The organism is Klebsiella sp. BIGb0407 (genome assembly GCF_024807845.1).
Lineage (GTDB): Bacteria > Pseudomonadota > Gammaproteobacteria > Enterobacterales > Enterobacteriaceae > JGM124.
Genome location: NZ_JANUEQ010000001.1, coordinates 1,543,751 through 1,567,330, shown reverse-complemented (window position 1 = coordinate 1,567,330; position 23,580 = coordinate 1,543,751). Strand labels below are relative to the sequence as shown.

At 46.5% G+C, this 23,580-nt stretch carries 23 protein-coding genes, 2 other RNA genes and 1 pseudogene; 13 read left to right on the top strand and 13 right to left on the bottom strand.

Going from position 1 to position 23,580, the window contains the following annotated elements; genetic code table 11:
- The 5 genes from M2387_RS07270 to aroG form a co-directional block, all read left to right on the top strand.
- Window positions 1-63, top strand: a non-coding RNA gene (locus tag M2387_RS07270) — RtT sRNA; the annotation flags it as partial.
- Between the two features lie 31 nt (window positions 64-94).
- Window positions 95-219, top strand: a non-coding RNA gene (locus M2387_RS07265) — RtT sRNA.
- A 199-nt stretch (window positions 220-418) separates the two neighbouring features.
- Entirely contained in the window at window positions 419-1,483 is a 1,065-nt protein-coding gene (gene nadA / locus M2387_RS07260; RefSeq protein WP_259048342.1) for a quinolinate synthase NadA, read from the top strand.
- Between the two features lie 20 nt (window positions 1,484-1,503).
- A complete protein-coding gene (gene pnuC, locus M2387_RS07255) occupies window positions 1,504-2,220 on the top strand; it encodes a nicotinamide riboside transporter PnuC (protein WP_259048191.1) in 717 nt (238 codons plus the stop codon).
- 231 nt (window positions 2,221-2,451) lie between these two features.
- Complete coding sequence (aroG, locus tag M2387_RS07250; protein WP_259048190.1) at window positions 2,452-3,504, top strand: 3-deoxy-7-phosphoheptulonate synthase AroG; 1,053 nt, start codon at window positions 2,452-2,454, stop codon at window positions 3,502-3,504.
- 49 nt (window positions 3,505-3,553) lie between these two features.
- On the opposite strand, the gene nudI is transcribed toward aroG, so the two are convergent.
- Window positions 3,554-3,979: a nucleoside triphosphatase NudI gene (nudI, locus tag M2387_RS07245; RefSeq protein ID WP_259048188.1), complete on the bottom strand. Its 426-nt coding sequence runs from the start codon at window positions 3,977-3,979 to the stop codon at window positions 3,554-3,556.
- A gap of 160 nt (window positions 3,980-4,139) precedes the next feature.
- Here nudI and M2387_RS07240 point away from each other — a divergent pair, with 160 nt between their 5' ends.
- Both M2387_RS07240 and M2387_RS07235 read left to right on the top strand, forming a co-directional pair.
- Window positions 4,140-4,637 (top strand): ClbS/DfsB family four-helix bundle protein, encoded by a 498-nt coding sequence (locus M2387_RS07240; RefSeq protein WP_259048186.1) that lies wholly within the window; start codon window positions 4,140-4,142, stop codon window positions 4,635-4,637.
- Window positions 4,638-5,080: 443 nt separating this feature from the next.
- A complete protein-coding gene (locus M2387_RS07235; protein WP_259048185.1) occupies window positions 5,081-6,727 on the top strand; it encodes a SulP family inorganic anion transporter in 1,647 nt (548 codons plus the stop codon).
- 72 nt (window positions 6,728-6,799) lie between these two features.
- On the opposite strand, the gene gpmA is transcribed toward M2387_RS07235, so the two are convergent.
- The 11 genes from gpmA to modE form a co-directional block, all read right to left on the bottom strand.
- On the bottom strand, window positions 6,800-7,552 hold the full coding sequence (gene gpmA / locus M2387_RS07230; RefSeq protein ID WP_259048183.1) for a 2,3-diphosphoglycerate-dependent phosphoglycerate mutase: 753 nt from the start codon (window positions 7,550-7,552) through the stop codon (window positions 6,800-6,802).
- Between the two features lie 220 nt (window positions 7,553-7,772).
- Window positions 7,773-8,819 carry a galactose-1-epimerase gene (gene galM / locus M2387_RS07225; RefSeq protein ID WP_259048181.1) on the bottom strand — a complete coding sequence of 349 codons (1,047 nt, stop codon included), beginning with the start codon at window positions 8,817-8,819 and terminating at the stop codon, window positions 7,773-7,775.
- A 131-nt stretch (window positions 8,820-8,950) separates the two neighbouring features.
- The gene (galE, locus tag M2387_RS07220; RefSeq protein ID WP_259048179.1) at window positions 8,951-9,967 is read right to left on the bottom strand and encodes a UDP-glucose 4-epimerase GalE; all 1,017 of its coding nucleotides are present in this window, start codon (window positions 9,965-9,967) and stop codon (window positions 8,951-8,953) included.
- A 235-nt stretch (window positions 9,968-10,202) separates the two neighbouring features.
- Window positions 10,203-11,393: an SIS domain-containing protein gene (locus M2387_RS07215; RefSeq protein WP_259048177.1), complete on the bottom strand. Its 1,191-nt coding sequence runs from the start codon at window positions 11,391-11,393 to the stop codon at window positions 10,203-10,205.
- The gene (agaF, locus tag M2387_RS07210) at window positions 11,390-11,824 is read right to left on the bottom strand and encodes a PTS galactosamine/N-acetylgalactosamine transporter subunit IIA (protein WP_259048176.1); all 435 of its coding nucleotides are present in this window, start codon (window positions 11,822-11,824) and stop codon (window positions 11,390-11,392) included. Before agaF ends, M2387_RS07215 begins: the two co-directional genes overlap by 4 nt.
- Before the next feature lie 34 nt (window positions 11,825-11,858).
- Entirely contained in the window at window positions 11,859-12,734 is an 876-nt protein-coding gene (agaE, locus tag M2387_RS07205) for a PTS N-acetylgalactosamine transporter subunit IID (RefSeq protein WP_259048175.1), read from the bottom strand.
- Window positions 12,724-13,494, bottom strand: coding sequence for a PTS N-acetylgalactosamine transporter subunit IIC (gene agaW, locus M2387_RS07200; protein WP_259048174.1), 771 nt, complete (start codon window positions 13,492-13,494; stop codon window positions 12,724-12,726). The genes agaE and agaW overlap by 11 nt, the downstream gene beginning before the upstream one ends.
- A 10-nt stretch (window positions 13,495-13,504) precedes the next feature.
- Window positions 13,505-13,978, bottom strand: a complete 474-nt coding sequence (agaV, locus tag M2387_RS07195; RefSeq protein ID WP_259048173.1) for a PTS N-acetylgalactosamine transporter subunit IIB — start codon at window positions 13,976-13,978, stop codon at window positions 13,505-13,507.
- A 35-nt stretch (window positions 13,979-14,013) separates the two neighbouring features.
- Window positions 14,014-15,294: a tagatose-bisphosphate aldolase subunit KbaZ gene (gene kbaZ / locus M2387_RS07190; protein ID WP_259048171.1), complete on the bottom strand. Its 1,281-nt coding sequence runs from the start codon at window positions 15,292-15,294 to the stop codon at window positions 14,014-14,016.
- A gap of 224 nt (window positions 15,295-15,518) precedes the next feature.
- Window positions 15,519-16,991, bottom strand: a complete 1,473-nt coding sequence (modF, locus tag M2387_RS07185; RefSeq protein WP_259048169.1) for a molybdate ABC transporter ATP-binding protein ModF — start codon at window positions 16,989-16,991, stop codon at window positions 15,519-15,521.
- Between the two features lie 76 nt (window positions 16,992-17,067).
- Entirely contained in the window at window positions 17,068-17,859 is a 792-nt protein-coding gene (modE, locus tag M2387_RS07180; RefSeq protein WP_259048167.1) for a molybdenum-dependent transcriptional regulator, read from the bottom strand.
- A gap of 126 nt (window positions 17,860-17,985) precedes the next feature.
- Between modE and M2387_RS07175 the strand changes: the two genes are divergently transcribed.
- Window positions 17,986-18,120, top strand: a complete 135-nt coding sequence (locus M2387_RS07175) for an AcrZ family multidrug efflux pump-associated protein (protein WP_259048165.1) — start codon at window positions 17,986-17,988, stop codon at window positions 18,118-18,120.
- Between the two features lie 75 nt (window positions 18,121-18,195).
- Here M2387_RS07175 and M2387_RS26010 read toward each other — a convergent pair.
- Window positions 18,196-18,419: pseudogene (locus M2387_RS26010) on the bottom strand (IS256 family transposase); the annotation flags it as partial.
- 260 nt (window positions 18,420-18,679) lie between these two features.
- Here M2387_RS26010 and yiaK point away from each other — a divergent pair.
- The 5 genes from yiaK (at window position 18,680) to M2387_RS07150 (ending at window position 23,362) form a co-directional block, all read left to right on the top strand.
- Entirely contained in the window at window positions 18,680-19,681 is a 1,002-nt protein-coding gene (gene yiaK, locus M2387_RS07170; protein WP_259048163.1) for a 3-dehydro-L-gulonate 2-dehydrogenase, read from the top strand.
- A gap of 25 nt (window positions 19,682-19,706) precedes the next feature.
- Window positions 19,707-20,180 carry a TRAP transporter small permease gene (locus M2387_RS07165; RefSeq protein ID WP_259048162.1) on the top strand — a complete coding sequence of 158 codons (474 nt, stop codon included), beginning with the start codon at window positions 19,707-19,709 and terminating at the stop codon, window positions 20,178-20,180.
- A 10-nt stretch (window positions 20,181-20,190) separates the two neighbouring features.
- Complete coding sequence (locus M2387_RS07160) at window positions 20,191-21,471, top strand: TRAP transporter large permease subunit (RefSeq protein ID WP_259048161.1); 1,281 nt, start codon at window positions 20,191-20,193, stop codon at window positions 21,469-21,471.
- A gap of 18 nt (window positions 21,472-21,489) precedes the next feature.
- A complete protein-coding gene (locus tag M2387_RS07155; RefSeq protein ID WP_259048160.1) occupies window positions 21,490-22,467 on the top strand; it encodes a TRAP transporter substrate-binding protein in 978 nt (325 codons plus the stop codon).
- A 130-nt stretch (window positions 22,468-22,597) separates the two neighbouring features.
- Complete coding sequence (locus M2387_RS07150; protein WP_259048158.1) at window positions 22,598-23,362, top strand: IclR family transcriptional regulator; 765 nt, start codon at window positions 22,598-22,600, stop codon at window positions 23,360-23,362.
- The last annotated feature ends 218 nt before the right edge of the window (window positions 23,363-23,580 follow it).

Below are 23,580 nucleotides of genomic sequence, written 5' to 3'. Positions count from 1 at the left end.
ACGTTGCGCAGCAACGGCCCGAAGGGTGAGGCCGCAGGCCGAGTCATCCTGCACGACCCACCAATGTAATAAGGCGCCCTAAAGGCGCCTTTTTGCTATGTGCGATTCGGGCGGGGTTCGAACCTGCAGCAGGTTCGGGTGAAGCGAAGCGTAATAACGTTGCGCAGCAACGGCCCGAAGGGTGAGGCCGCAGGCCGAGTCATCCTGCACGACCCACCAATGTAATAAGGCGCCCTAAAGGCGCCTTTTTGTTATCCAGAACCTTTCACTCCAGGCGCTTCGCCTTTCTTTGTCTAAAAAGTAACAAAATGCATTGCTTAATTTTACATTTTGTTTAGCATACAAAACAAAATGAGTGTCTTATTGGATTAACTGGCTCGGACTGATGAATTTAGTTAAGCCGGCAAAACGAGATGATATTATGTCAGCGATGTTCGAACCAGAAATCGAAATCTATCCTTTCCCGCCGAAACCTGCCGTACTCAGCCTGGATGAAAAACAGTTTTACCGTCAGAAAATAAAACGTTTACTGAAAGAACGTAATGCAGTGATGGTGGCACATTACTATACCGACCCGGAAATTCAGTCACTGGCAGAAGAAACCGGCGGCTGTATCTCTGACTCCCTTGAAATGGCTCGCTTTGGTGCGGCGCACAGTGCCTCAACCTTGCTGGTCGCTGGTGTGCGTTTTATGGGGGAAACGTCAAAAATTCTCAGTCCGGAAAAAACCATTCTGATGCCAACGTTACAGGCAGAATGCTCGCTAGACTTGGGTTGCCCTATAGAGGCATTCAACGCATTTTGTGATAAACACCCGGACCGCACCGTTGTGGTCTACGCTAATACTTCTGCGGCAGTGAAAGCACGTGCTGACTGGGTCGTGACATCAAGCATTGCCGTTGAGTTAATCGAGCATCTAGACAGTCTGGGGCAAAAAATCATTTGGGCGCCAGACCGCCACCTGGGTAACTACGTCCAACAGCAGACCGGCGCTGATGTTTTGTGCTGGCAAAGTACCTGCATTGTTCACGACGAGTTTAAAACTCAGGCATTAGTGACGATGAAAGCGCTCTATCCTGATGCCGCCGTACTGGTGCACCCGGAATCGCCCCAGTCCATTGTCGCTCTTGCCGATGCGGTAGGGTCAACCAGCCAGTTGATTAATGCAGCAAAAACGCTGCCACATCAACGGCTCATTGTGGCAACCGATCGTGGTATCTTTTACCGCATGCAGCAGGAATGTCCTGAAAAAACATTACTGGAAGCCCCGACGGCAGGTGAGGGAGCAACGTGTCGGAGTTGCGCGCATTGCCCCTGGATGGCAATGAACGGCCTTAAAGCCATCTCTGACAGCCTGGAGCTGGGAGGAATGGAGCATGAAATACATGTTGATCCGCAACTGCGAGAAAGGGCCCTACTGCCGTTAAATCGCATGCTTGATTTTGCAGCCGAGCTGCGTCTTTCTGTAAAAGGTAACGCGTAATACTACGCATTGAGGAAACTATGGATTTTCTTAGTACACAGAACATACTTGTGCACATCCCTATTGGGGCGGGAGGGTATGATTTATCATGGATCGAAGCGATAGGCACAGTAGCGGGATTATTATGCATTTGGCTGGCGAGCCTGGAAAAAATCAGTAACTACGCTTTTGGGTTAATTAACGTTACCCTGTTTGCCATTATCTTCTTTCAGATTCAACTGTATGCCAGCTTATTGCTCCAGCTATTTTTCTTTGGGGCGAATATCTACGGCTGGTATGCCTGGTCCCGGCAAGGCAGTGATAATCAGGCCGCGTTACACATTCGCTGGCTCACATTGCCGAAAGCTTTAGGCTGGCTGGCAGCCATTGTTATCGCCATTGGCCTGATGACTGTCTATATCGATCCGGTATTTGCTTTCCTGACGCGCATCGCAGTTTCAGTTATGCAAGGTCTGGGAATGAATGTAACACAACCGGTACTGGAACCTGATGCCTTCCCGTTCTGGGACTCCTGCATGATGGTCCTCTCGATAGCGGCCATGATCCTGATGACCCGTAAATATGTGGAGAACTGGATCCTGTGGGTGATTGTTAACATTATTAGTATTGTTATTTTCGCCCTGCAAGGCGTCTATGCGATGTCGCTCGAGTATCTGCTGCTGATGTTTGTTGCCGTGAACGGATGGCGGATGTGGAGTAAAAGCGCAAGCCAGCGCGGCTCACGCATTCTCTCGTAATCACTTTCAGCCTCGTCTTATCAGAAGATAAGGCGAGGCTGCATTTCTGCCTGACGTCATACCGTCATCATCATCCTCTCTGTCACGCCATATTTATCCTGCCGTAATGTATTTAAAGCCGATAAAAAATATTCCCTCCAGGGTGTAAATTCCCTTTTACACTCTTAGCGCTGCGCGTTAGATTGAAGGTACTGCAATGAAGCAATGTCCCCGAACTCCGACGGAATTATTATGAATTATCAGAACGACGATTTACGTATTAAAGAAATCAATGAGCTGTTACCTCCTGTCGCTTTACTGGAAAAATTCCCGGCGACGGAAAAAGCAGCCTTAACCGTTTCCAAGGCTCGTAGTGCTATTCACAATATTCTGAATGGTAAAGACGACCGTCTGCTGGTCGTCATTGGTCCTTGTTCTATTCACGATACCCAAGCTGCGAAAGAGTACGCCGCTCGCTTACTGGCAATTCGTGAAGAACTACAGGACACTTTAGAAGTCGTGATGCGAGTCTATTTTGAAAAACCACGTACCACTGTGGGCTGGAAAGGGCTAATCAACGATCCGCATATGGATAACAGCTATCAAATTAATGATGGCCTACGTGTTGCTCGCCAGCTGCTGCTGGAAATCAATGACAGCGGCCTGCCAGCAGCGGGTGAGTTTCTGGACATGATCACCCCGCAGTATCTCGCTGACTTGATGAGCTGGGGAGCCATTGGTGCTCGTACCACGGAATCTCAGGTTCACCGTGAGCTGGCCTCTGGCCTGTCTTGCCCGGTGGGTTTCAAGAATGGTACTGATGGCACCATTAAGGTTGCTATTGACGCTATTAACGCAGCCAGCGCGCCGCATTGTTTCCTGTCGGTGACCAAATGGGGTCACTCTGCCATTGTCAGTACCAGTGGTAATGAAGACTGCCATATTATTCTGCGTGGCGGTAAAGAACCCAACTACAGCGCAAAACATGTCGCTGAAGTGAAAGAAGGCCTGGTTAAAGCCGGTCTTGACCCCCTGGTGATGATTGATTTCAGCCATGCCAACAGCAGTAAGCAATTTAAGAAACAGCTGACTGTCAGCGATGATGTTAGTCAGCAGGTTGCAACCGGTGAAAAAGCGATTGTTGGCGTGATGATTGAAAGTCATCTGGTTGAAGGTAACCAGAACCTTGAAAGCAACGAGCCTCTAGTCTACGGCAAGAGTGTGACCGATGCCTGTATTGGCTGGGAAGACACTGAAGTGGTGTTACGCCAGCTGGCTGCTGCGGTTAAAGCACGCCGTAATTAATATACGTTTGCACCAGACTCTCCCTGTATTGTGACAGGGAGAGTACCTCTTAAATTAGCCCTTTCTCGGCAAAGGTGACGCGAGTGGCCTGATTTAAGTTCATCGTTTTCAGCTCTTCGGGTGCCACCCAGGCGATTTCCTGAAACTCCTCATTAAAAGTAATCTCACGGTTTGCGCTCTTACAGTCAAAGATCAGATAAATCATATAAATTTCTTCAGGCGGTTTATCGGCATAGGTTTTGACTCGAGTGTCATCCCTAAAGCGCCATGGCGTGATGCTGGTTATCTCAAGCTTATCGCCGAGTTCTTCGCTTATTTCACGTCTTAGAGCCTGCTCCATGGTTTCGCCCGTTTCCATCCCGCCACCCGGCAGTGCCCATTGACCAGGGAAAACGCCTCTGTCATTAGCCATCTTACACAGCAAATAGGCTCCGTTATTCTGAATCACCGGGCAAACAATAGTTCTCTGGCGCATGGTATTTCCTTTTAAGAAAAGCGTTTTTTAGCTGTAATCTGCTTTACGTCAAATCTCAATAATAAAATCACGGGTATAGATTGAGAGGATCACATTACCATGAATACTTTTATATTTCTGTGGTACGGCAGGTACTCAAATCGAATAGGGGGGAATTGTTATGGCGGTACCGACATCAAAGAGTGAACTATTATTAGCTATCTCCATTACCTTCGACAGGCTTAATACTGACTTAGCGCGAGTCCCTGAGAGCCGTGCGAATGAATGTTCTATGCCAGGCCATGTAGCAGGAACGCAGATGAGTCCCGGCTGTCTGGTGTCCTATCTGCTCGGCTGGAATCGGCTGGTACTGAAATGGTTACATCAGGATGACCTGGGTCTCCCGGTAGATTTTCCTGAAACAGGCTTCAAATGGAACCAACTCGGTTTACTGGCCGAGAAATTTTATACTGATTATGCAGATTTAAGCTGGACTGAATTAATTGAACAATTAACGCAGGTGAAAACTGAACTGGTTGAAACAATTACCAGTCGGTCAAATGAAGAGCTTTATGGAATAGTCTGGTATGAAAAATGGACTAAAGGACGGATGATTCAATTTAATACCTCTTCTCCCTATACTAATGCGCGTGGGCGCATCAGAAAATGGCTAAAATAACCCACTCAATTTGAAATTCTAATGGGAAATAAAGTTCCAGTAAGTTTTCTGAACTCTCTTAAAAAATATGATTACGCCACATAAATTTAATTTTTTAAGGTAATTGGAACTGTAAATAACCCGATTGACAATATTTCAATACGGAGTAATGTAAAAAATGTTTTTAAGTCTGCTCTATCAATGGCAGACAGCTGGCACAATGATGTGATGTCTGTATTCAGGCAACCAGCAGAGAAAACTGTTCCGCCGGGGTAACCCGCACGGATGCTGATACTGTTAAACAAGTATCATGTGGATCAGTTCAATTCCGGGCAGAGCAGTCTGCGTCGTCGGAACGATTTGAATCCCACCCTCAGTTTATCCTCCGTTTGCTGCCACAGTTTATTCCAGATCTGGCAATATCTTTTTGCAACCAAACCTATAAACCTGTTCGGGAGATAGTCATGCTTGCGAGATTCCGTACGACACGTGGTGATATATTCGGTGGTTTGACGGCAGGTGTGGTTGCATTACCACTCTGCCTGGCTTTCGGGGTTGCTTCGGGTTTAGGGGCGGAGGCCGGTTTATACGGCGGAATTATTGTCGGTATTCTGGCATCTTTATTTGGTGGAACTCCTGTTCAGATATCCGGCCCTACGGCACCCATGACGCTGATTGCGTCGACGATTGTTATTACCCATACCCTTCCTTCGGGGGAGATTAATATACCTAATGTGCTGGCGGTGTTTTTACTGGCAGGTCTGTTTCAGATGCTATTTGGTATTTTACGCTTAGGACAGTTTATTCGTTTTCTGCCTTATCCCGTTATTTCAGGTCTGATGACAGGGATCGGTATTATTATTCTAACCCAACAGATTTTCCCGCTGCTTGGTATGGTTTCACCTGCCTCTGACCCGGTCGTAATTATTTATTCTCTGGGCTCGCTTTCCTCCGGATTTAACCCGGCAGCCGCGCTTCTGGCAGCGCTCACCATTATTCTGATTTTCGTTCTGCCACGTTTTATAAAGAAGTTACCTGCTTCGCTAATCGCTCTGGTTGGGCTGACGATACTTTCCGTTGTTGCAGGATTAAGTGTGCCAATAATTGGCCAGATGCCCGCAGGGTTACCCCATTTGACCCTTCCAAATTTTACTTGGTCTGAGAGTAAATTACTTATTTGGGCTGCCTTGCAGCTCGCATTCCTCGGATCTATTGATTCACTCACGACGTCACTTGTGGCCGATAACATCACTAAAACTCGACACAAGAGTAATCAGGAACTGATAGGCCAGGGTATCGGCAATATGACCTCTGCCTTATTTGGCGGTTTACCCGGTGCCGGGGCATTTGTTCGTACTGCAATAAATGTCCGAGCCGGTGGCAGGCACTGTAGCTCTGGCATTATCCACGGTCTGTTTTTATTGCTGGTGCTTCTCGGGTTTTCCGGCATCGTGCAATATATTCCTAATGCAGTACTGGCGGGGATCCTGGTCGGTGCGGGTTTAGGGATTATTGACTATCGCAGCCTCTCCCATATGCTGCGTGCACCACGTAGTGACGTGCTTGTTATGCTGATGGTGATTGTTCTCACTATTTTTGCCGGAATGGTCACGGCTGTTGGTGCAGGCATGATCGTGGCGGCACTTATTTTTATGGTGAAAGTGGCCTCTATATCGGAAAAAAATACCGTTCTGACGCTTGCTGAAGAGGAATTATGGGGTGATGAAATAACGATCCCGGAGCCTTTACGTGAGCATTTATTAATTAAACATGTCACCGGCCCGCTGTTCTTTGGTTTTGTCTATGCGTTTCGGGTCACTGCCGCCAGTATCACCCGGGGTAAAATACTGGTTTTACGCATGGAGCAGGTTTCCTATCTGGACCAGTCGGGTTTATATGCCTTGCAGGACGTAATGACAGATATAGAGGCTCTCGGAATTCAGGTTTATATGGTGGGATTAGCCGATTGCCAGGTTGACTGCATGAAATCAATACATATTATTCCTCATGTTCTGAGTGAGGAACGTATTTTTGCTGATTTTGATGCCTTTAAAAAAGCACTTCCCCAAATCCTGGCCAGTTTGCCTGCTGAAACGGAATTCTTGCCGTAAGGCAAAAAAAACACCTGACAGGCTGCATCAGGTGTTTCTATTAAGACTCAAACGCTAAGACCGGAAAACGAATTACTTCGCTTTACCCTGGTTTGCTACAGCTGCTGCTTTTGCTGCGATTTCATCAGCATTACCCAGGTAGTAACGTTTCAGTGGTTTGAAGTTTTCATCAAACTCATAAACCAAAGGTACGCCAGTTGGGATATTCAGCTCAAGGATCTCATCTTCGCTCAGGTTATCCAGGAATTTAACCAGGGCACGCAGAGAGTTACCGTGAGCAGCAACAATAACGCGCTCGCCAGATTGCATACGTGGCAGGATAGATTCATTCCAGAATGGGATCACGCGCTCGATGGTCAGTGCCAGGCTTTCGGTAGTTGGCAGTTCTGCATCAGTCAGTGAAGCATAACGCGGATCGTGACCCGGGAAACGCTCGTCATCTTTGTCCAGTGCTGGAGGAGTGATTGCGAAACCACGACGCCACTGTTTAACTTGCTCGTCACCGTATTTTTCAGCGGTTTCAGCTTTGTTAAGACCTTGCAGAGCACCATAATGGCGTTCGTTCAGTTTCCAGGACTTCTCAACTGGCAACCAGGCTTGATCCAGCTCATCAAGAATATTCCATAACGTGTGGATGGCACGTTTCAGCACTGAAGTGTAAGCAAAATCGAAAGCATAGCCTTCGTCTTTCAGCAACTGACCAGCAGCTTTAGCTTCGGTTTGTCCTTTTTCAGACAGATCAACATCATACCAACCGGTAAAACGGTTTTCGTTGTTCCACTGACTTTCACCGTGACGAACCAGAACTAGCTTAGTTACAGCCATAATCAACTCCTATTGAGCTTGAGATAAAGAATAACAATTCTTCGGGTCTTGCTGACAGGCAAGGAAAGCCGCCAGCAAGACGAAATATTTACCCCATAACATAGCTAAAAAGCGGCCTGAGCGTAAGGCCGTTATTAAGGGATAATCTATTTTTAGCTTACTCTGGCGGGAAAACCAGCAATTCGACGAAAAATCGCACGTATTTATTCGCTAAAAAACACTAGAGCGACTGAAATTGATACTCCGTAATGCTCACATACTCTTCGCCAGGCAGTAACCAGCAGTCCGGCTGAGGCCATTCCGGGTGATTTGGACTATCGGGTAAATGCTCACTTTCCAGCGCCAGGCCATCATAGGCGTGATAGCTAATCTTGTCTCTGGCCGTGGTGCCTTCAAGAAAATTACCGCTGTAGAACTGTAATGCAGGTGCGGTGGTGTAGACCGTCATTTGCAATAGATCATCGGCAGACCAGACTTTAGCCGCGACCAGCTCAAGATTGCCTTTTGCCTGCAATAAGAAACTATGGTCATAACCTTTCACTGCCTGCTGGTCAGCATCTTGTAAAAAATCTCTGGCAATGGTTTTTGCATTGCGAAAATCAAAGTGCGTTCCACCTACCGGTTTCAGTTTTCCTTCACCTGCCGGGATCCCCTGACTATCAACGGGCAAGTAGTCGTCAGCGAAGATCTGTAATCGGTGCTGACGAACATCATGGTGCTGGCTGTCGAGATTAAAGTAAGCGTGATTCGTCAGACTGACGGGACAAGGTTTATCGACCGTGGCGCGATACTTAATACTGATACGGTTATCTTCTTTAAGCACAAAACGTGCCGTAACCTGCAATGTACCGGGGAAACCCTGATCGCCCTCTGGCGAGGTCAGGTTATAAATAGCTTCATGCTCATTGTATGACATCAGCGACCAGCGGCGTTTATCAAACCCTTCGATTCCACCATGAAGCTGATGAGGGGGCTGGCTGGGACTAAGATTAATGGTCCTATCCCCGAGAGATATCCGACTATCAGCAATGCGGTTGGCATAACGGCCGACTGTTGCCCCTAAATAAGCCGACTGGTGCGGGTAATCCGCGGGAGAAGGGCAACCTAACATTGTTTCTCGCACAGTACCGTCTTTCATCGGCACCTGGCAGGAAAGTAGGGTGGCGCCCCAGTCCATCACTGAGACCACCATACCATTGGCATTACGGAGAGTTATGACATTGAAAGGGTGACCATCTGGGGCAAGAGGTATGACATCATTTAACATTCACGGGCTCCTTCTGTCACTTGCGCGTTGTGCGCAGATTACCGGGTAAGAAAGAACGTCTTGCGCCCCTGCCAGGGGCGCTTGGCGCGGTGTGGGTCATCTACCTGAATAAACTGCGCCATTGATATTCTCTAACCCGGATAACCTTCCGGATGACGTGACTGCCAGCGCCAGGTATCGTCAGCCATTTCTTGCAGGCTGCGGGTAACATGCCAGTTCAGTTCCAGGGCGGCTTTCGAGGCATCAGCCCAGTAAGCCGGCAAATCACCCTCACGGCGTGGTGCAAAATGATATTTCACGGGTTTTCCGCAGGCCTGACCGAACGCATTAACCACATCCAGAACGCTGTGACCGACACCTGCCCCGAGATTATAAATATGTACGCCGGGTTTACCGCTGAGTGTTTCCATTGCAGCAATATGCCCGTCGGCAAGATCCATCACATGGATATAGTCCCGTACACCTGTCCCATCCTCGGTTGGATAGTCATTACCAAATATCGCCAGTGAGTCGCGACGACCGACGGCAACTTGAGCAATATACGGCATCAGATTATTGGGAATGCCCTGAGGGTCTTCTCCCATATCGCCTGACGGATGGGCACCAACCGGGTTGAAATAGCGCAACAGGGCAATGCTCCAGTCTGGCTGAGCACGTTGTAAGTCAGTAAGAATTTGTTCCACCATCAGCTTGCTATAACCGTAAGGGCTGGCAGGCTTTCCGGTAGGGAAGCTTTCAACATAAGGAATAAGAGGCTGATCGCCATAGACAGTGGCAGAAGAACTAAAAATAAAATTAGTCACATTCGCCGCTCGCATGGCCGAAAGCAGAGATAATGTCCCGGTGATATTATTCTCGTAGTAATCGAGAGGTTTGCTGACGGACTCACCGACAGCTTTCAGACCAGCGAAGTGAATCACCGCCTCAATGCGGTGTTCGTGGAAAATTTCAGCCAGCAGGGCACCATCGCGAATATCACCATGAATAAAAGTCGGGTGTTTACCACCGAGTGCTTCAATGGTTGCGACGACGCTCCGCTTACTGTTACACAAGTTATCCAGAATAATAACGTCATGCCCGCTTTGCAGTAATTGCGCACAGGTATGACTGCCTATGTAACCGCTACCACCTGTAACTAAAACTCGCATTTTGAACTCTCCAGACAACATCTGCTTAACTTCAATATAGCACAGGAAAAATGAGGGAAATGTGACCACTCGCTAAGACGTGGTATCGTTTACACAATAATGATTCCTGTCCCGGGGCTACTGTTAATAGATTTTTTGGTAATGAATTTAAAGGAATTATTATAGGAGTTGGTTTATTTGCAAGCAAATTAAGTTGAAGGGACAATCCTTCACTGAGCTTTAGTTCCTGACTATTTCAAAAACGGTTACTTTTCTCCCCGTGGTAATCCTCGGTATTTCTCCAGGGGTGAATAATCACACCTTGGACTACCCGGTTTACTGTCCCACTTCTGGAAGGCGTATCTGGAGTGATACCTGCTTTGATGGATTCATGAAGCGCAAAAATCTGGGCATAGATCAGAAAACCGAAAGCCTGTTCGATATCAATGAGGTGCCGGGAAGCAGGTAACTGAATATAGGGGCCTGCGATAATCTCCGGGCTGGTGGCCGTGCAAATTGCAACGATACGCATAGCCTGCTGCTCGCGGCGCAGTTCAGCCAGCAGATCGAGATCGTACTGACGGGTATATGGGTGACTGGAAATCAAAACGACCACCAGGGTTTCGTGATTGACCAGCGATTTTGGCCCGTGGCGAAAGCCTGTCGGGGTATCGTGAAATGTAGTCAGCTTACCCGCAGTAAGCTCTAATACTTTCAGCGCTGATTCCCGTGCAAGACCTTGTAAGGCGCCACTGCCAAGATAGACAACCCGTTTAAAAGGTAAGTCACCAAATACCGCCTCATTTAAGTTACCTTGTGTGCTAATTATCTGCTGGCACTGGGTGGCGACATCCTGAAAACGGCGGATATTGATAATATCAGGAGCAAAAACTGCCAGGCAGCTTGCCATCATCGTCGTAAAACTGCTGGTCATCGCGAAACCACGGTCATGAGTTGCTGGGGGCATCAGTAGCACCAGTGCATTATTATTTTTCAGCGTATTTTGATACAGGCGGCCAGTTTCATTGCAGGTGATGACCAGATGATGACATTGTTTGATGAACTGACTGGCTAAATTTATGGCGGCAATACTTTCGGGGCTATTACCTGAGCGTGCAAACGAGATAAGCAGTGTTGGTTTATCGGGCGACAGAGAGTCAGCAGGCTGAACGACGATATCAGTGGTGGGCACTGATATAAAATCTTTCCCGTTATACTGTGATAGCCAGGGTGCAACACTCTCTCCGATAAAAGCAGAGCTGCCTGCACCTGTCAGGATAATACACAAATCAGGCTGTTGTAACAGTGGCTTAAGAAAGGTATCTATTCTGTGGCGCAGGATTTCAATATTATTCAACGCCTGAATCCAGCACTCAGGTTGCTGGCGGATTTCTGTTTCGGTCCAGCACGATGAGCCAGAAACGGCAGATGGATCTATTTCATTCATATTTCGTCCTCATCTGGTGTATGCATGTGATAACGTTCCATTTCATCGACCAGGCTAGTTAACCCCCGGTGACCGCATTCCAGAGCCTTTTGCCGAAACTCCTCACTATTCAGCACCTCACGATCCAGTACCATTTCCAATAAAAGTTGTAAATTTACGCCGGTGATCACTTCACGATTTGTTTTCTCCAGTGCCAGAATAGAGGCCAGACGGAAGGGGGTTCCTCCGAGTAAATCAGTCAAAAAAATCAGCCCTTCTCGCTCATCAAGATCGACCAATGCTCGTTCAAACTGAGCGTTTAGCTGGGCGGGAGAGGTGCTTTCAGTAAAATCGATAGCGATGACTTGTGGCTGGTCACCGACGATTTGCCTCATCGCTTTTTCTAACCCAGTGGCAAATCCACCGTGACCGCTAAGAATGATACTTATCATATTGTTTTCCCTGACTTATCATTATCTCTTGTGACTACAGGAAGTGAAAAAATTTTCCAGTAATCCCCAATACAACGGTGAGCCCGATAAGCTTTAAAGGGCTCCAGCCACGGCGTACTAGCCCATAGATGGTGAGGGTGTATAGCAGGGGAAGAAAAGCCGGCATAAGTTTATCGACAACATCGACTTGAAACTTAACCACCTTATTGCCCGCGGTTATTTCAAGTGTTGTGGATAAATGCACGTAGGTGGCGACGAGAGCGCCGATGACGGTTATTCCAACCGTGGATGCGGCATGGCCAACTTTACGGGTACTGACTTTAAGCAGTGGGATAGCCGCCACGCCCAGGCGATAGGCATAGTGGGCAAGGCCAAAACGCAGACTAAAATGAAGGGTATTGAACAGTACCAGAAATACCACCGCGCCAAGAATCGAGCCTTGCAGGGCAAGACTGGCACCAATGCCGCCACAAATCGGTAGTAAGGTTAGCCAGAACATGGCATCGCCAATCCCACCCAGCGGAGCACCCACCGCAATTTTGGTGCTCTGGATACTGTTAACATCTTGTTTTGCACGCTCCATCGCCAGAATGATACCGATAACGAAGGTGACGAGAAACGGATGGGTGTTAAAGGATCCCATATGTCCTTTCATTGCCCGAGCCAGATCTTGCTGATTAATATGGATCTTTTTTAAAGCAGGTAACAGACCGTAAAGCCAGCCAGAAGCTTGCATACGTTCATAATTAAAAGAGGCCTGTAATAGTAAGGAACGCCATACCACAAGGTTCAGATCCCTTCTCGTTAGCTCAGCACCAAGAGTTTGGTCTTCATAGGCATTGTCGCTATTATCAGCAACAGAGTTTTTTTCGACATCAGTATCAGGTAAAGCCTGAGTATCAGATCCCATCTTTGAACTCCTCTTTCGCTGTAGAGACGGGAATGTCTTTGCGCATAAAATCAATCAGCGCCATAGCCAGTGCGCTAGCCGCAATAGCTAATACGGGCATTTTTAGCCAGGCCGCCGCGACAAAACCAAGAATGAAATAGGGTATATAGGCGTTTTTCATCATTATTTTTAGCAGTACCGCAAAACCGATTGCCGGCATTATCCCTCCGGCTATGGCAAGACCATCTATCAGGCGTACAGGGATGATGTCGATAACTGTTTTTGCGTGTTTTGCGCCAAAACAAACCGGCAGGAAGGCGCACAGAAAATAGAAGATCCCGAGTACCAGTAAAGCCAGATAGTTAATGCGTTCGATACCCGCTGTATCGGCACGAGCGGCCATATAGTCACAGCGCGCCATCACGCCGGACATGATGGAAAATAAAAATGTAATTGCCATCTGCACTGCCACAGCGAAGGGCACGGCCACCCCCAGCGCAACTTCTGGTTTGACACCCGCGGTAATAGCGAAAGTGGTACCGATAATCGTACCGATAATGACATTCGGCGGCTGAGCGCCCGCCAGTGGCGCAAGCCCCATCCAGACTAATTCCAGTGTCCCGCCAGCCAGAATTCCGCTATTCAAATCGCCAAGGACCATGCCTGTCAGTGGCCCGAGAACCAGAGGGCGATGTATATGTGTCAGGCCATTAAACATATCCAGACCAGCAATAAAGGCGATCATTCCTAATGCAAATGCTTGTAATAAGCTAATTTCCATAGAAAATACCTCAAAGTAAGGTGTAGAGATCCTGAGTTAAATCAGTAGGCACGCCTTGAATAAAACACCGCACCCCGGCTTTTCTCAGGCCATGAAAGGCGGCAATATCCTGAGCGTTAACAAAGACCGTTCTCGCTATTTGTTTTTTACCTTCGGCATAATGCATATTGCCGACGTTGATAGGTGTTATCGGGACATTGCCCTGATGTAATGTCAGAAAATCTTCAGGACTCTTGCAAACCAGTAAAATTTTCTGGCGGTCAGTTGCACGATGAATATTGTCGATAACTTTTTTCAGGGACCAGAAACGAACAGTAATCCCCGGTGCCAGAACCATTTCCATCAGGTGCTGTTGAACCCGGTCTTCGGCAACATCATCATTCGCCACTAAAACCAGATTCGCGCCAGTAAAACCCACCCACTGGACACCAACCTGGCCATGAACCAAACGTTCATCAATACGGCTTAATACAATGTCTGGCATATCTGATTTTCCTTATCGGCCGATTAATAGCTCTGTTATGCTCCCTGGCAGGCTGCATGGTACTGGCGTAAAACATCCTGGATATGGCTGATAATGAGTTCATGGGGTGTGGCTGAAATAAGGCCTTCACGGACCTTTGGATATTGAAGCGGCAGATACTGGCTGATTAAAGGGTGGGGAATAGGTTCATTCGCCAGATTCGCGATTAAACGGCCACAGGCCTGGTCAATATCCGGGTCAGGCCAGTAGTAACGAATGCGGTCAGAGTAGCTAAAACTTCGTGCGATACGACAAGCGTCGTCATCCCCCAGATAATAGTGTTTCCAGTCATCAGTGTACTTCTGCATGATATTTTCCAGCACTTGCCTCAGATTTGAACAGGCATAGGTGGGGCGTAATTCTTGCTCAATAGCTGCCAGAGAGAAGAGGGCTTCACGTAATGCAAAAGTCAAAGCTGGCCCGACTTTTAAAATCGCGAAATGATGCTGAACCAGTTGCTGCAAAGCTTGTGGTGTCTGATAGTCGGTGGAATGTGCTTCAAATACCATAGTGTCAGATTCTTCGATCATTTGACTGAGGAGCAGTGACTTCTCAGGTTGATAATCAATAATATGACTACTGTCGAATTCGACACCAGGCTGAACCACTAGCCCTATAATTTGCGGCCATATACTGGTTAAACCCTGCTGTTTAAAAGCATCGCGATGCGCGTCAAGAGTGGCTTTTGCCGCCAGGACCGTGGTGGGGGTCAGTGTTGATAAGGTTTCATCTGCTCCCCCCGGAACGGGAACCTCTGTTCCGATAACATAGGCCAGATCAGAGAAACCGTACTGTTCCTGACAGGTTTTTTCCGCTATCAGTGCTAGCCTCGCGGCTCTTGCAGCGACAATCTCATTAGTTAATGGCGCCGGATCATCTGCGCAAGACATACTGCAGTCAAGATGGATTTTCTTAAAGCCAGCAGCCACATAGTGGCGAATCAGCTCCCCGGCATGCATCATTGCTTCTTCTGCGCAGAGGTTCTGCCAGCGATTAGGCCCGAGGTGATCGCCACCCAAAATTATTTGAGAGTGGGGAAACTGGTAGTGACTCGCTATCTGTTCAATAAGGTGATGGAAAGTCATCGGTGTCAGGCCGGTATAACCACCGTACTGATCGACCTGGTTAGATGTTGCTTCTATCAATAAGACGGATTGTGTCGCCTTTGCATGGCGTATGGCTGCTTCCAGGACTAATGGGTGTGCGGAACAGACGGCAAAAATGCCTGCTTGCTTATTCTTTTTATGACTGGCCACAAACTGAGTTAAATATTTCACTGTATTGCTCCCTATGGATTGAATATCGCCATTCCCTGTCGATATATGTCAGTGATACTGCTTTTTTAGACCGAATTAATAAAATAAAAGATGAGAAGGTTGAGAGCGGATTCTCAAACGCCATGAAATTAAAATTGTTTTTTGATATTTAAAGGTCTGGTTTTGCGTATGGCGGGATTGTCTTTTAACAAGCAGACCCCGGCTGTAGTAGCCGGGGTTTCCGATTAAGCCAGATTATCTATCTGGTAACGGTATTTATCTTCATCCGGAACAAATGTCAGGCGGTGAGTGATACAGTCAGGTGCATCTTCAGCATGGTGAGATACAAACAGCAACTGAGTGGTGCCTTCTCCTATCAGAATATTGACAAACCGGCGGATTAACTGGCGATTAAGCGGATCGAGACCTTGTAGCGGTTCATCCAGAATCAGTAGGGTAGGGTGTTTCACTAAGGCACGAGCAATCAGCGCCAGTCGCTGCTGCCCCCAGGAAAGGCTGTGGAAGGGAGCATCAGCGGTGGCATTATTCATTCCTATAATATTCAGCCATTCACGGGTAAGTTTTTGCTGACTTTCAGAAATAGCCTGATAGATACCGATTGAATCAAAATAGCCAGACAGAATGACATTGCGTACCGTGGTGCTGACCCGATAGTCGAGGTGCAGACTACTGCTGACATAACCAATATGTTTTTTAATATCCCAGATAGTTTCTCCGCTGCCCCGGCGGCGGCCAAACAGGGTTAAATCGTTACTGTAACCTTGCGGGTGATCGCCCGTTACCAGGCTTAGTAGCGTTGATTTACCCGCGCCATTAGGGCCGACAATCTGCCAGTGTTCGCCAGGATTGACCGTCCATGACAGATTATGAAGAATAGGCCTGTCGTTATACTCCACCACGCCATTGTTAAGGACGATACGAGGCTGATCTGCTGATAATCCATAACTTGAGTCAGTGTGGTCAGCTTGTGGAAGAGCAAGTCCATCCAGCGTTTCACTGTGTGCCAGCTGTGCAATCAGAGCCTGTTCGAGCAGGGACTGCTTTTCACCGATTTCAGTCAGAGTGCACTCGGCAAGCACGCCGACATACTGGATAAAGTCCGGGATTTCATCAAAGCGATTGAGTACCAGTACCAGGGTATAGCCTTGCGCACTAAGATCCTCAAGTAACTGAGATAGCTGTTGGCGTGACTGTACATCCAGGCCGTCAAAAGGCTCATCGAGAATAAGCAGCTCTGGTTCGGACATCAGCGCCTGGCATAATAGCGTTTTCCGCGTTTCTCCTGTGGAGAGATATTTAAAGCGCCGCGTCAGTAAATGGCTGATACCAAACAGCGCTGCCAGCTTATTGCAGCGCTCGATGTTTTTCACTTCATCCTGAATAATTTCCGCGGTTGTACGCCCGGTATCATCTTCATCGGGACTGAGCATATCCGTGTTATTACGCTGCCATTCATCACTCACCAGTTTCTGCAATTGTTCAAAAGACAGGTGGGCAATTCGGCTGAAATCGCAGTTACGCTGGCCTTTTTGTAACAGTAAAGAACCTGCCAGCGCGCGTGCCAGGGCTGATTTACCGCTGCCATTTGCCCCGACGAAAGCCCAGCTTTCTCCGGCGTTAATGGTCAGACTATTAAGGTTAAAGGTTTTAGTATCGCTAAGGTGAAACGTGCCTTGCGAAATATGCAACGAAGACATATGTTATTCCAATTATTGCAGCAATTACTGACAGGAATACGAGTTGTCGGCCGCAATGTCAATCACTGGTTAACTTTTAGCATAGCGTGGCGATAATGACCCGATCGGCATTAAAAAATGCCGTCACTTCAGAGCCTTCTTCCAGAGCCTGCTGCTGTAAATGACTATTAGGTAAAGTGGCGCACAGGATTTGACCATCCACTAACTGGATCAGAACTTCACTTTGCTCTTGCCCTTGCTCAATCGTGGTAATTTTTCCCGCCAGCTGGTTGTCTGTGGCTGTCAGTTCTGAAGGATGGGTGGTCAGTTCGATCCAGGGCGCTTTAATTAATACCAGAACTTCTTTTCCTTCAGTCAGCGCCAGTCTATCGGCACTCTGACGCGTAATAGCGGCTTTAACTCGTGTCTTGCCGTCAGTCAGCAGGATCTCTATTTGCTGCTGGACTTGTTCGTAATGACGTTTAACCACGGTACCAAACAGCTGATTACGCGCACTGGTTTGCAGCGAGAAGCGAGAAATAGAAGCCAGAAGGCTGTCCAGTGGCAGGGAGTCATCCTGCAATACATCAAAAGCTTTTTGCTGAATTTGCCCTAGTAAGTCATAGAGTTGAATCAAACGGTCACCGTAACGCGTAACGACAGCACCACCGCCGCCTTTACCACCGGTCGCACGTTCCACCAGAATATGTTCTGCCATCTGGTTCATTTCATTGATAGCATCCCAGGCGCTTTTATAGCTAATACCCGCAAGTTTAGCCCCCTGACTGATAGAGCCTGTCTGTTTTATCTGCTTAAGCAGGCTTATTCGGCGAGGATCGGCGAAGATACGTTGTTGTAGCTTCATGGTTAACAGAATTTCAGCTTGCATAGCTTCTCCATTTCAGGGAAAGGGGAGAGCTACTATAGTCAATCTGTGTATAAATGGCACAAAAGGATCGTACATTTACCACAACCCACGATAGAATAATAAGATGCACTTTTACTGGAGACAGCAATGATAGAATTACTGAAGAGTTTAGGTTTAGTCGCCATTCTGGTGCCGGTAGTGATGACCGTTATCCTGGGATCCATCTATTTATTAGGGGAAGCCTTTAACGCTTTCTCAAATATTGGTCATCGGGAAAAATAAAACGCCGTTCGCTATTTATTTACGCCCGGCTCTTTGAGAGCGTTTATGATTCTGTATCACGTTAAAAAATAAGTACAACGTGATTATTTTATCTGAACGGGTCTCAAAATAAATTGCTAATTGTGACAATGCCAAATTCCAGATCCGGGTTGGCATTGTCCATTTTTTCCGGATATTTATTCCCCCCGATAAAATCACTTCAGCAGAGTATTTTCATTCCGGAACGTTCCCTTATTGTTAGCTAGTTGCCTGAACTGGTTGTGTGCCTGTTCTATGGTATTCATCGTGTAAATAATCTTAAGGAACTGCCAGGCAGAGCCAGCTACCCACTGAACCTTTGCCATTTCTATGACCTGTTTTCAATTAATTTAAAAAATAACTAATTCTTTTCAAATAGTTATGGTTAATCGGTTCATAATCGACAACATTCCGCAATGCGAAACAAAAACCATCAATTATTTCATTTTTAACAGTTATGCTCACAAATCTATTATTTGATGATATTAAAAGTAAACAAGCTGGCTAATACTTCGGTGAAATAAAAACCGGAGATGATGATATGCCATTAGTCAGTTTAAGCGCATTAAAAAACGAATATCAGCGTATTTTATTAAAACGTGGAATGAATAAACAACGCGCGGAGCAATTAGCGTCTGGCTTTGTTGAAATGGCCAATGAAGGTACTTATTCTCATGGTATAAATCGTTTCCCTGTTTTTATTGAACAAGTCGATCAAGGTCATATTCAACTGAATGCTGAGCCTGAATGCGTCCAACAATTTGGCGCATTGGAGCAGTGGGATTGCCATTTTGGTCCGGGTGTTTTAAACGGACTGATTTGTGCCGAACGCGCGATGACTCTGGCACAAGAATCGGGTATTGGTATGGTTGCCATGCGCAATTCAAACCACTGGATGCGAGGCGGGGCATATGTATTAAAAATGGCGCGTCGTGGATTTGCCGGGATAGCCTCGACTAACTCTGTTGCAGTTATGCCTGCATGGGGCGGGAAAGATCACCGCATTGGCTCGAACCCTCTGATCCTTTCAATGCCAGGCAACCCACCGATGCTGGTGGATTGCTCTATGAGCCAGTATTCCTATGGTCAGCTACAAAATTACGTACTGGCAGACAAAGAACTCCCGGTTGCTGGCGGCTTTGATGATGCGGGTAATTTAACCACCGATCCTCATTTACTCTGGAAAAACAAACGACTATTACCTATGGGTTTTTGGAAAGGCTCATCGATGTCTGTCATCCTCGATATGTTACTTACCGCAGTGAGCGGCGGCTATTCTGTGCCAGCATTAACGGAAGACCGTAAAGCAGAATTCGGCGTATCTCAATTCTTAATTGCCATTGATGTGAATAAAACAATGGCTCCCGATGTATTTGCACATGAAATGCAGCGTATTCGTGATTATGTGATGGCCTCTGAACCTGCAGAAAGTGGTCGAGTGATGATTGCGGGTTCTGAAGTTCAGGCTTTTATTGATAAGCATCAGGCGCAAGGTGGCATCGAGATTAATGATGGTATCTGGCAACAAATCACTCAACTTTAATCCTTATTGAATAGAAGGAGCCATTATGCAGGCAATCATCAGGGGATTATGGAACATAATCGATGCTGTTATTGCATTGATTCTTATAATAATGGTGATACTGGTCTTTTCTAATGTCGTTATGCGCTACGGTTTTTCTTCCGGATTACGAGAATCGGTTGAGATCTCCCGTCTTGGATTAGTTTGGGTCGTTATGCTGGGCGCAGTTGTGGTACTTAAGCGTGATGAGCATCTGGCGGTTACCGAATTTACTGACCGTTTAATGCCGCGTTTAGTTCCTTTTCTGCGCCGTGTTTGCTGGGCAATTATTCTGCTATGTGTCTCAATGCTATTTATTGGTTCTTATGAGCAGATGCTACAAAACTGGGATGATATTTCGCAGCTCACAGGCCTGCCTTCGGGGTTATTTTATTTGGCGGGAACAATATCTGGCGGACTAATGATTATTTTATCATTTATTCGTATTTTCTTTCCTGACTGGCTATTAGAAAAATCATAAGGAGACCAGCATGACGTTATTTATTTTTCTTGGTGTTCTGATTGTTGGCATCTTGCTGCGTCTGCCGGTTGCATTTGCATTATTGCTATCAGCTATTGCGCTGATGTTTCATTTAGATGTTTTTAGCGCAGATATATTAGCTCAATCGTTGATCAATGGTGTGGATAATTTTGCACTACTGGCGATTCCTTTCTTCTTGATTGCCGGCGAAGTGATGTCAGCGGGTGGATTATCAACACGTATTGTTCGCCTTGCCAGTTGCTATGTCGGGCACCGAAAAGGGGGATTAGGCTATGTTGCCATTATGACCTCGGTATTACTTGCCGGGCTATCAGGATCTGCGGTTGCGGATGCGGCAGCATTAGTCAGTATCCTATATCCGATGATGAAAGCCGAAAAATATCCTGAATCCTCATCAATGGGACTGCTGGCTTCTGGTGGTATTATTGCTGCCGTTATTCCGCCATCATTACCGTTAATCTTAATCGGCGTAGCTGGCGGTATTTCGATTAAAAACCTCTTTTTAGGCGGCATTGTTCCCGGTCTTTTAATGGGGGTCACCCTGACGATTGTCTGGAGTTTTATTGTCAGGAAAGAATCACTCCCGGTAAAAGAGAAAGCGACTAAAGAAGAGAAACGTGCGGCACTGCGTGATGGTTTATGGGCATTGATGTTGCCGATTATTATTGTCGGTGGGATCCGTTTTGGGATATTTACGCCAACGGAGGCCGCGGTTGTGGCGGCGGTCTATGCCATCTTTATTTCCACCGTTGTTTACCGTGAATTAAATCTACGAAAATTTTACCTTGTATTACTGACGGCTGGCCGGGCAACGGCAATGGTCATGTTCCTGGTTGGGTGTGCCATGGTTGCCGCGTGGTTAATTACTATTGCACAATTACCACAGCAATTAGCCGGACTATTAGAGCCTCTTATAGACAGTCCTCGTTTGCTGATGGCCGTTATTATGCTGATTGTTTTCATGATTGGTATGGTCATGGATTTAAGTCCAATGGTCTTGATTCTTGTCCCGTTATTAATGCCGGTCATTAATATTGCGGGTATTGACCCGGTCTATTTTGGTTTAATGTTTATTATTAACTGTTCTATCAGTTTAATTGTTCCCCCAGTCGGTACGGTTCTGAATGTTGTCTGTGGCGTAGCAAAAGCTCCAATGTCACAAGCAACACGCGGTGCTTTACCCTTTATTTTTGCGTACTGTTTATTGCTCATTTTATTCGTGATATTTCCACAAATTATTATTTTCCCGATGCAATTCGTTATTGGCTAATACTGGAGTAATTACGTGATGAAAAAATTAATAACAATAGCAAGCTTGTTGACCGCATTATCCCTATTTGCTTTACCTGCATCTGCCGCTGTGACATTGAAATTTGCTCATGCGGCTCCTGAATCAGATCTTCAACAAGATCTCGCGAAGCATTTCAAAAAAGAAGTTGAAGCGCGCTCAAATGGAGATATTATCGTCAACCTCTTTCCGCAAGGGCAACTTGGCGGTGATAAACAGATGATTGACGGCACGCGCTCTGGCATTGTCGATATCTCGATGGTGGGAATAAATAACTGGTCAGGTTTAATTCCGGATGGAGCTGCATTTGAACTGCCGTATATTTTCCCGACGCGTGAAAGTGCGTATTTGGCACTCGATGGTAAACCGGGTCAGGATGTACTTAAAAAAATGGAAAAATATGGCGTAAAAGGACTGGGATACCCTGAAAATGGTTTCCGTAATATCACGAATTCAAAACGCCCTATTAAAAACCCAGAGGATCTGAAAGGGTTACAGATGCGCGTGAATAATGCCAAAGCACTGAATGATATGTTTAAGCTAATGGGGGCCAGCCCACAACAGATCCCTGTTTCAGAACTGTATACCGCATTAGAATCGGGTGTTGTGGATGCGCAGGATCACCCTATCAGTATCACGCTATCATTTAAATTATTTGAAGTTCAGGACTATCTCAGTCTGTCTCAGCATGCTTACTCGCCGCTGGTTATTGCTATGAATTTGAAAAAATTCAATAAACTGACACCTGAACAGCAAAAAATCATCACTGATGTTGCTAAAGAAGCCATTGATCTCCAGCGTGTAATGAGCGTGCAGAAAGAAGAAGAAATGATTAGCACCCTGGAAAAAGACGGTATGAAGGTTAATCGTGACGTGAATATGCAAGCATTCCAGACACAGGCAAAACCTGTCTGGAAAACATTCACCGATGAAAATGGTGACGCTATTATCACCGAGATTTTAGCAACACAAAAATAGCCCTAAAATATGGCATGTTGCCAGCGAGAGCTGGCAACATCAGTTTATTTACAGAGCAGCTTTCAGGTAGAATGAGTATCATTACTATAAAAATTTGAAGCAATGCAGTGTGTTATCTTAGGGGGGCGTCATGAGTGAGCAATTGAAGTCGCTGATTAAATCGATAAACATTCTTGAGTTTATTAGTCACTATCCGAATGGAGCTCAACTTCATGAAATTGTTCGCCAAACTGGGTTAAATAAAACTACAGCACACCGAATTTTATCGACGCTCGAATCAATGGGATATGTAGCACAATATCCTTCAACCCGGGCATATCGACTGACGTTAAAAATGCTTCATGTGGGCCATGGTGCATTAAATTCTGAACTGATCGGTGTCGCGCGAGCATCGCTAATCTCACTGATGGATGAAGTTAATGAAACGATTAATCTGCTGTCTCGCGAAGGGGACAAAATTGTCTTTCGCGATAAACTTGAACCGCAATTTTCATCGTTTCGCACGCATACCTATGTAGGAATGTATGGCGAAATGTATTGCACCGCGGCAGGGAAGGTTTTTTTAGCCTTCTCAACCCTCCAGGATCAGGAGAGTTATTGGCTGCGTAATACCTGCATTATTCGTCAATTAACGCCGACAACAATCACGGATAAAACTCATTTCTTAGCGGAGATGCAACGGGTCCGTGAACAAGGATTCGCAGTCGATAACGAAGAAAATGAGCGAGGTATTTCGTGTACGGCGGTACCAGTTTTTGATAATTCCGGCGTACCTGCTTATGTGGTGAGCATTTCAACATTAACACCTCGTCTTAATGCCATCGGCCCCGAAAAATTAGCCGCGCAAATAAAGAGCGCAACAGACAAAATCGAACTGGCGCTGTTTAATCGTTAAGTCGTCACAGGGTAATGATTACTATTCACTGAGGTACCACTGTGCGTGGTACAGCTCAATCCTGTGACGAAGAATATCTCCCCGCCACAGTATGACTTCCCCCGTCAATCATTAGCACCTTATCGGCAGTTTTTCCGTTCTGAGATGTCCGTCTTCTCGATTAATTGATTAAAGAGCAAAATATTCTGGTCGATAATGTTTGTATGTTTACGTCACTA

Excerpts from the sequence above, each read along its gene's own strand:
- pnuC (WP_259048191.1), top strand. The coding sequence starts at position 1,504 with ATGGATTTTCTTAGTACACAGAACATACTTGTGCACATCCCTATTGGG.
- aroG (WP_259048190.1), top strand. The coding sequence starts at position 2,452 with ATGAATTATCAGAACGACGATTTACGTATTAAAGAAATCAATGAGCTG.
- nudI (WP_259048188.1), bottom strand. The coding sequence starts at position 3,979 with ATGCGCCAGAGAACTATTGTTTGCCCGGTGATTCAGAATAACGGAGCC.
- M2387_RS07240 (WP_259048186.1), top strand. The coding sequence starts at position 4,140 with ATGGCGGTACCGACATCAAAGAGTGAACTATTATTAGCTATCTCCATT.
- M2387_RS07235 (WP_259048185.1), top strand. The coding sequence starts at position 5,081 with ATGCTTGCGAGATTCCGTACGACACGTGGTGATATATTCGGTGGTTTG.
- gpmA (WP_259048183.1), bottom strand. The coding sequence starts at position 7,552 with ATGGCTGTAACTAAGCTAGTTCTGGTTCGTCACGGTGAAAGTCAGTGG.
- galM (WP_259048181.1), bottom strand. The coding sequence starts at position 8,819 with ATGTTAAATGATGTCATACCTCTTGCCCCAGATGGTCACCCTTTCAAT.
- galE (WP_259048179.1), bottom strand. The coding sequence starts at position 9,967 with ATGCGAGTTTTAGTTACAGGTGGTAGCGGTTACATAGGCAGTCATACC.
- M2387_RS07215 (WP_259048177.1), bottom strand. The coding sequence starts at position 11,393 with ATGAATGAAATAGATCCATCTGCCGTTTCTGGCTCATCGTGCTGGACC.
- agaF (WP_259048176.1), bottom strand. The coding sequence starts at position 11,824 with ATGATAAGTATCATTCTTAGCGGTCACGGTGGATTTGCCACTGGGTTA.
- agaE (WP_259048175.1), bottom strand. The coding sequence starts at position 12,734 with ATGGGATCTGATACTCAGGCTTTACCTGATACTGATGTCGAAAAAAAC.
- agaW (WP_259048174.1), bottom strand. The coding sequence starts at position 13,494 with ATGGAAATTAGCTTATTACAAGCATTTGCATTAGGAATGATCGCCTTT.
- agaV (WP_259048173.1), bottom strand. The coding sequence starts at position 13,978 with ATGCCAGACATTGTATTAAGCCGTATTGATGAACGTTTGGTTCATGGC.
- modF (WP_259048169.1), bottom strand. The coding sequence starts at position 16,991 with ATGTCTTCGTTGCATATTTCGCAAGGCACGTTTCACCTTAGCGATACT.
- modE (WP_259048167.1), bottom strand. The coding sequence starts at position 17,859 with ATGCAAGCTGAAATTCTGTTAACCATGAAGCTACAACAACGTATCTTC.
- M2387_RS07175 (WP_259048165.1), top strand. The coding sequence starts at position 17,986 with ATGATAGAATTACTGAAGAGTTTAGGTTTAGTCGCCATTCTGGTGCCG.
- yiaK (WP_259048163.1), top strand. The coding sequence starts at position 18,680 with ATGCCATTAGTCAGTTTAAGCGCATTAAAAAACGAATATCAGCGTATT.
- M2387_RS07165 (WP_259048162.1), top strand. The coding sequence starts at position 19,707 with ATGCAGGCAATCATCAGGGGATTATGGAACATAATCGATGCTGTTATT.
- M2387_RS07160 (WP_259048161.1), top strand. The coding sequence starts at position 20,191 with ATGACGTTATTTATTTTTCTTGGTGTTCTGATTGTTGGCATCTTGCTG.
- M2387_RS07155 (WP_259048160.1), top strand. The coding sequence starts at position 21,490 with ATGAAAAAATTAATAACAATAGCAAGCTTGTTGACCGCATTATCCCTA.
- M2387_RS07150 (WP_259048158.1), top strand. The coding sequence starts at position 22,598 with ATGAGTGAGCAATTGAAGTCGCTGATTAAATCGATAAACATTCTTGAG.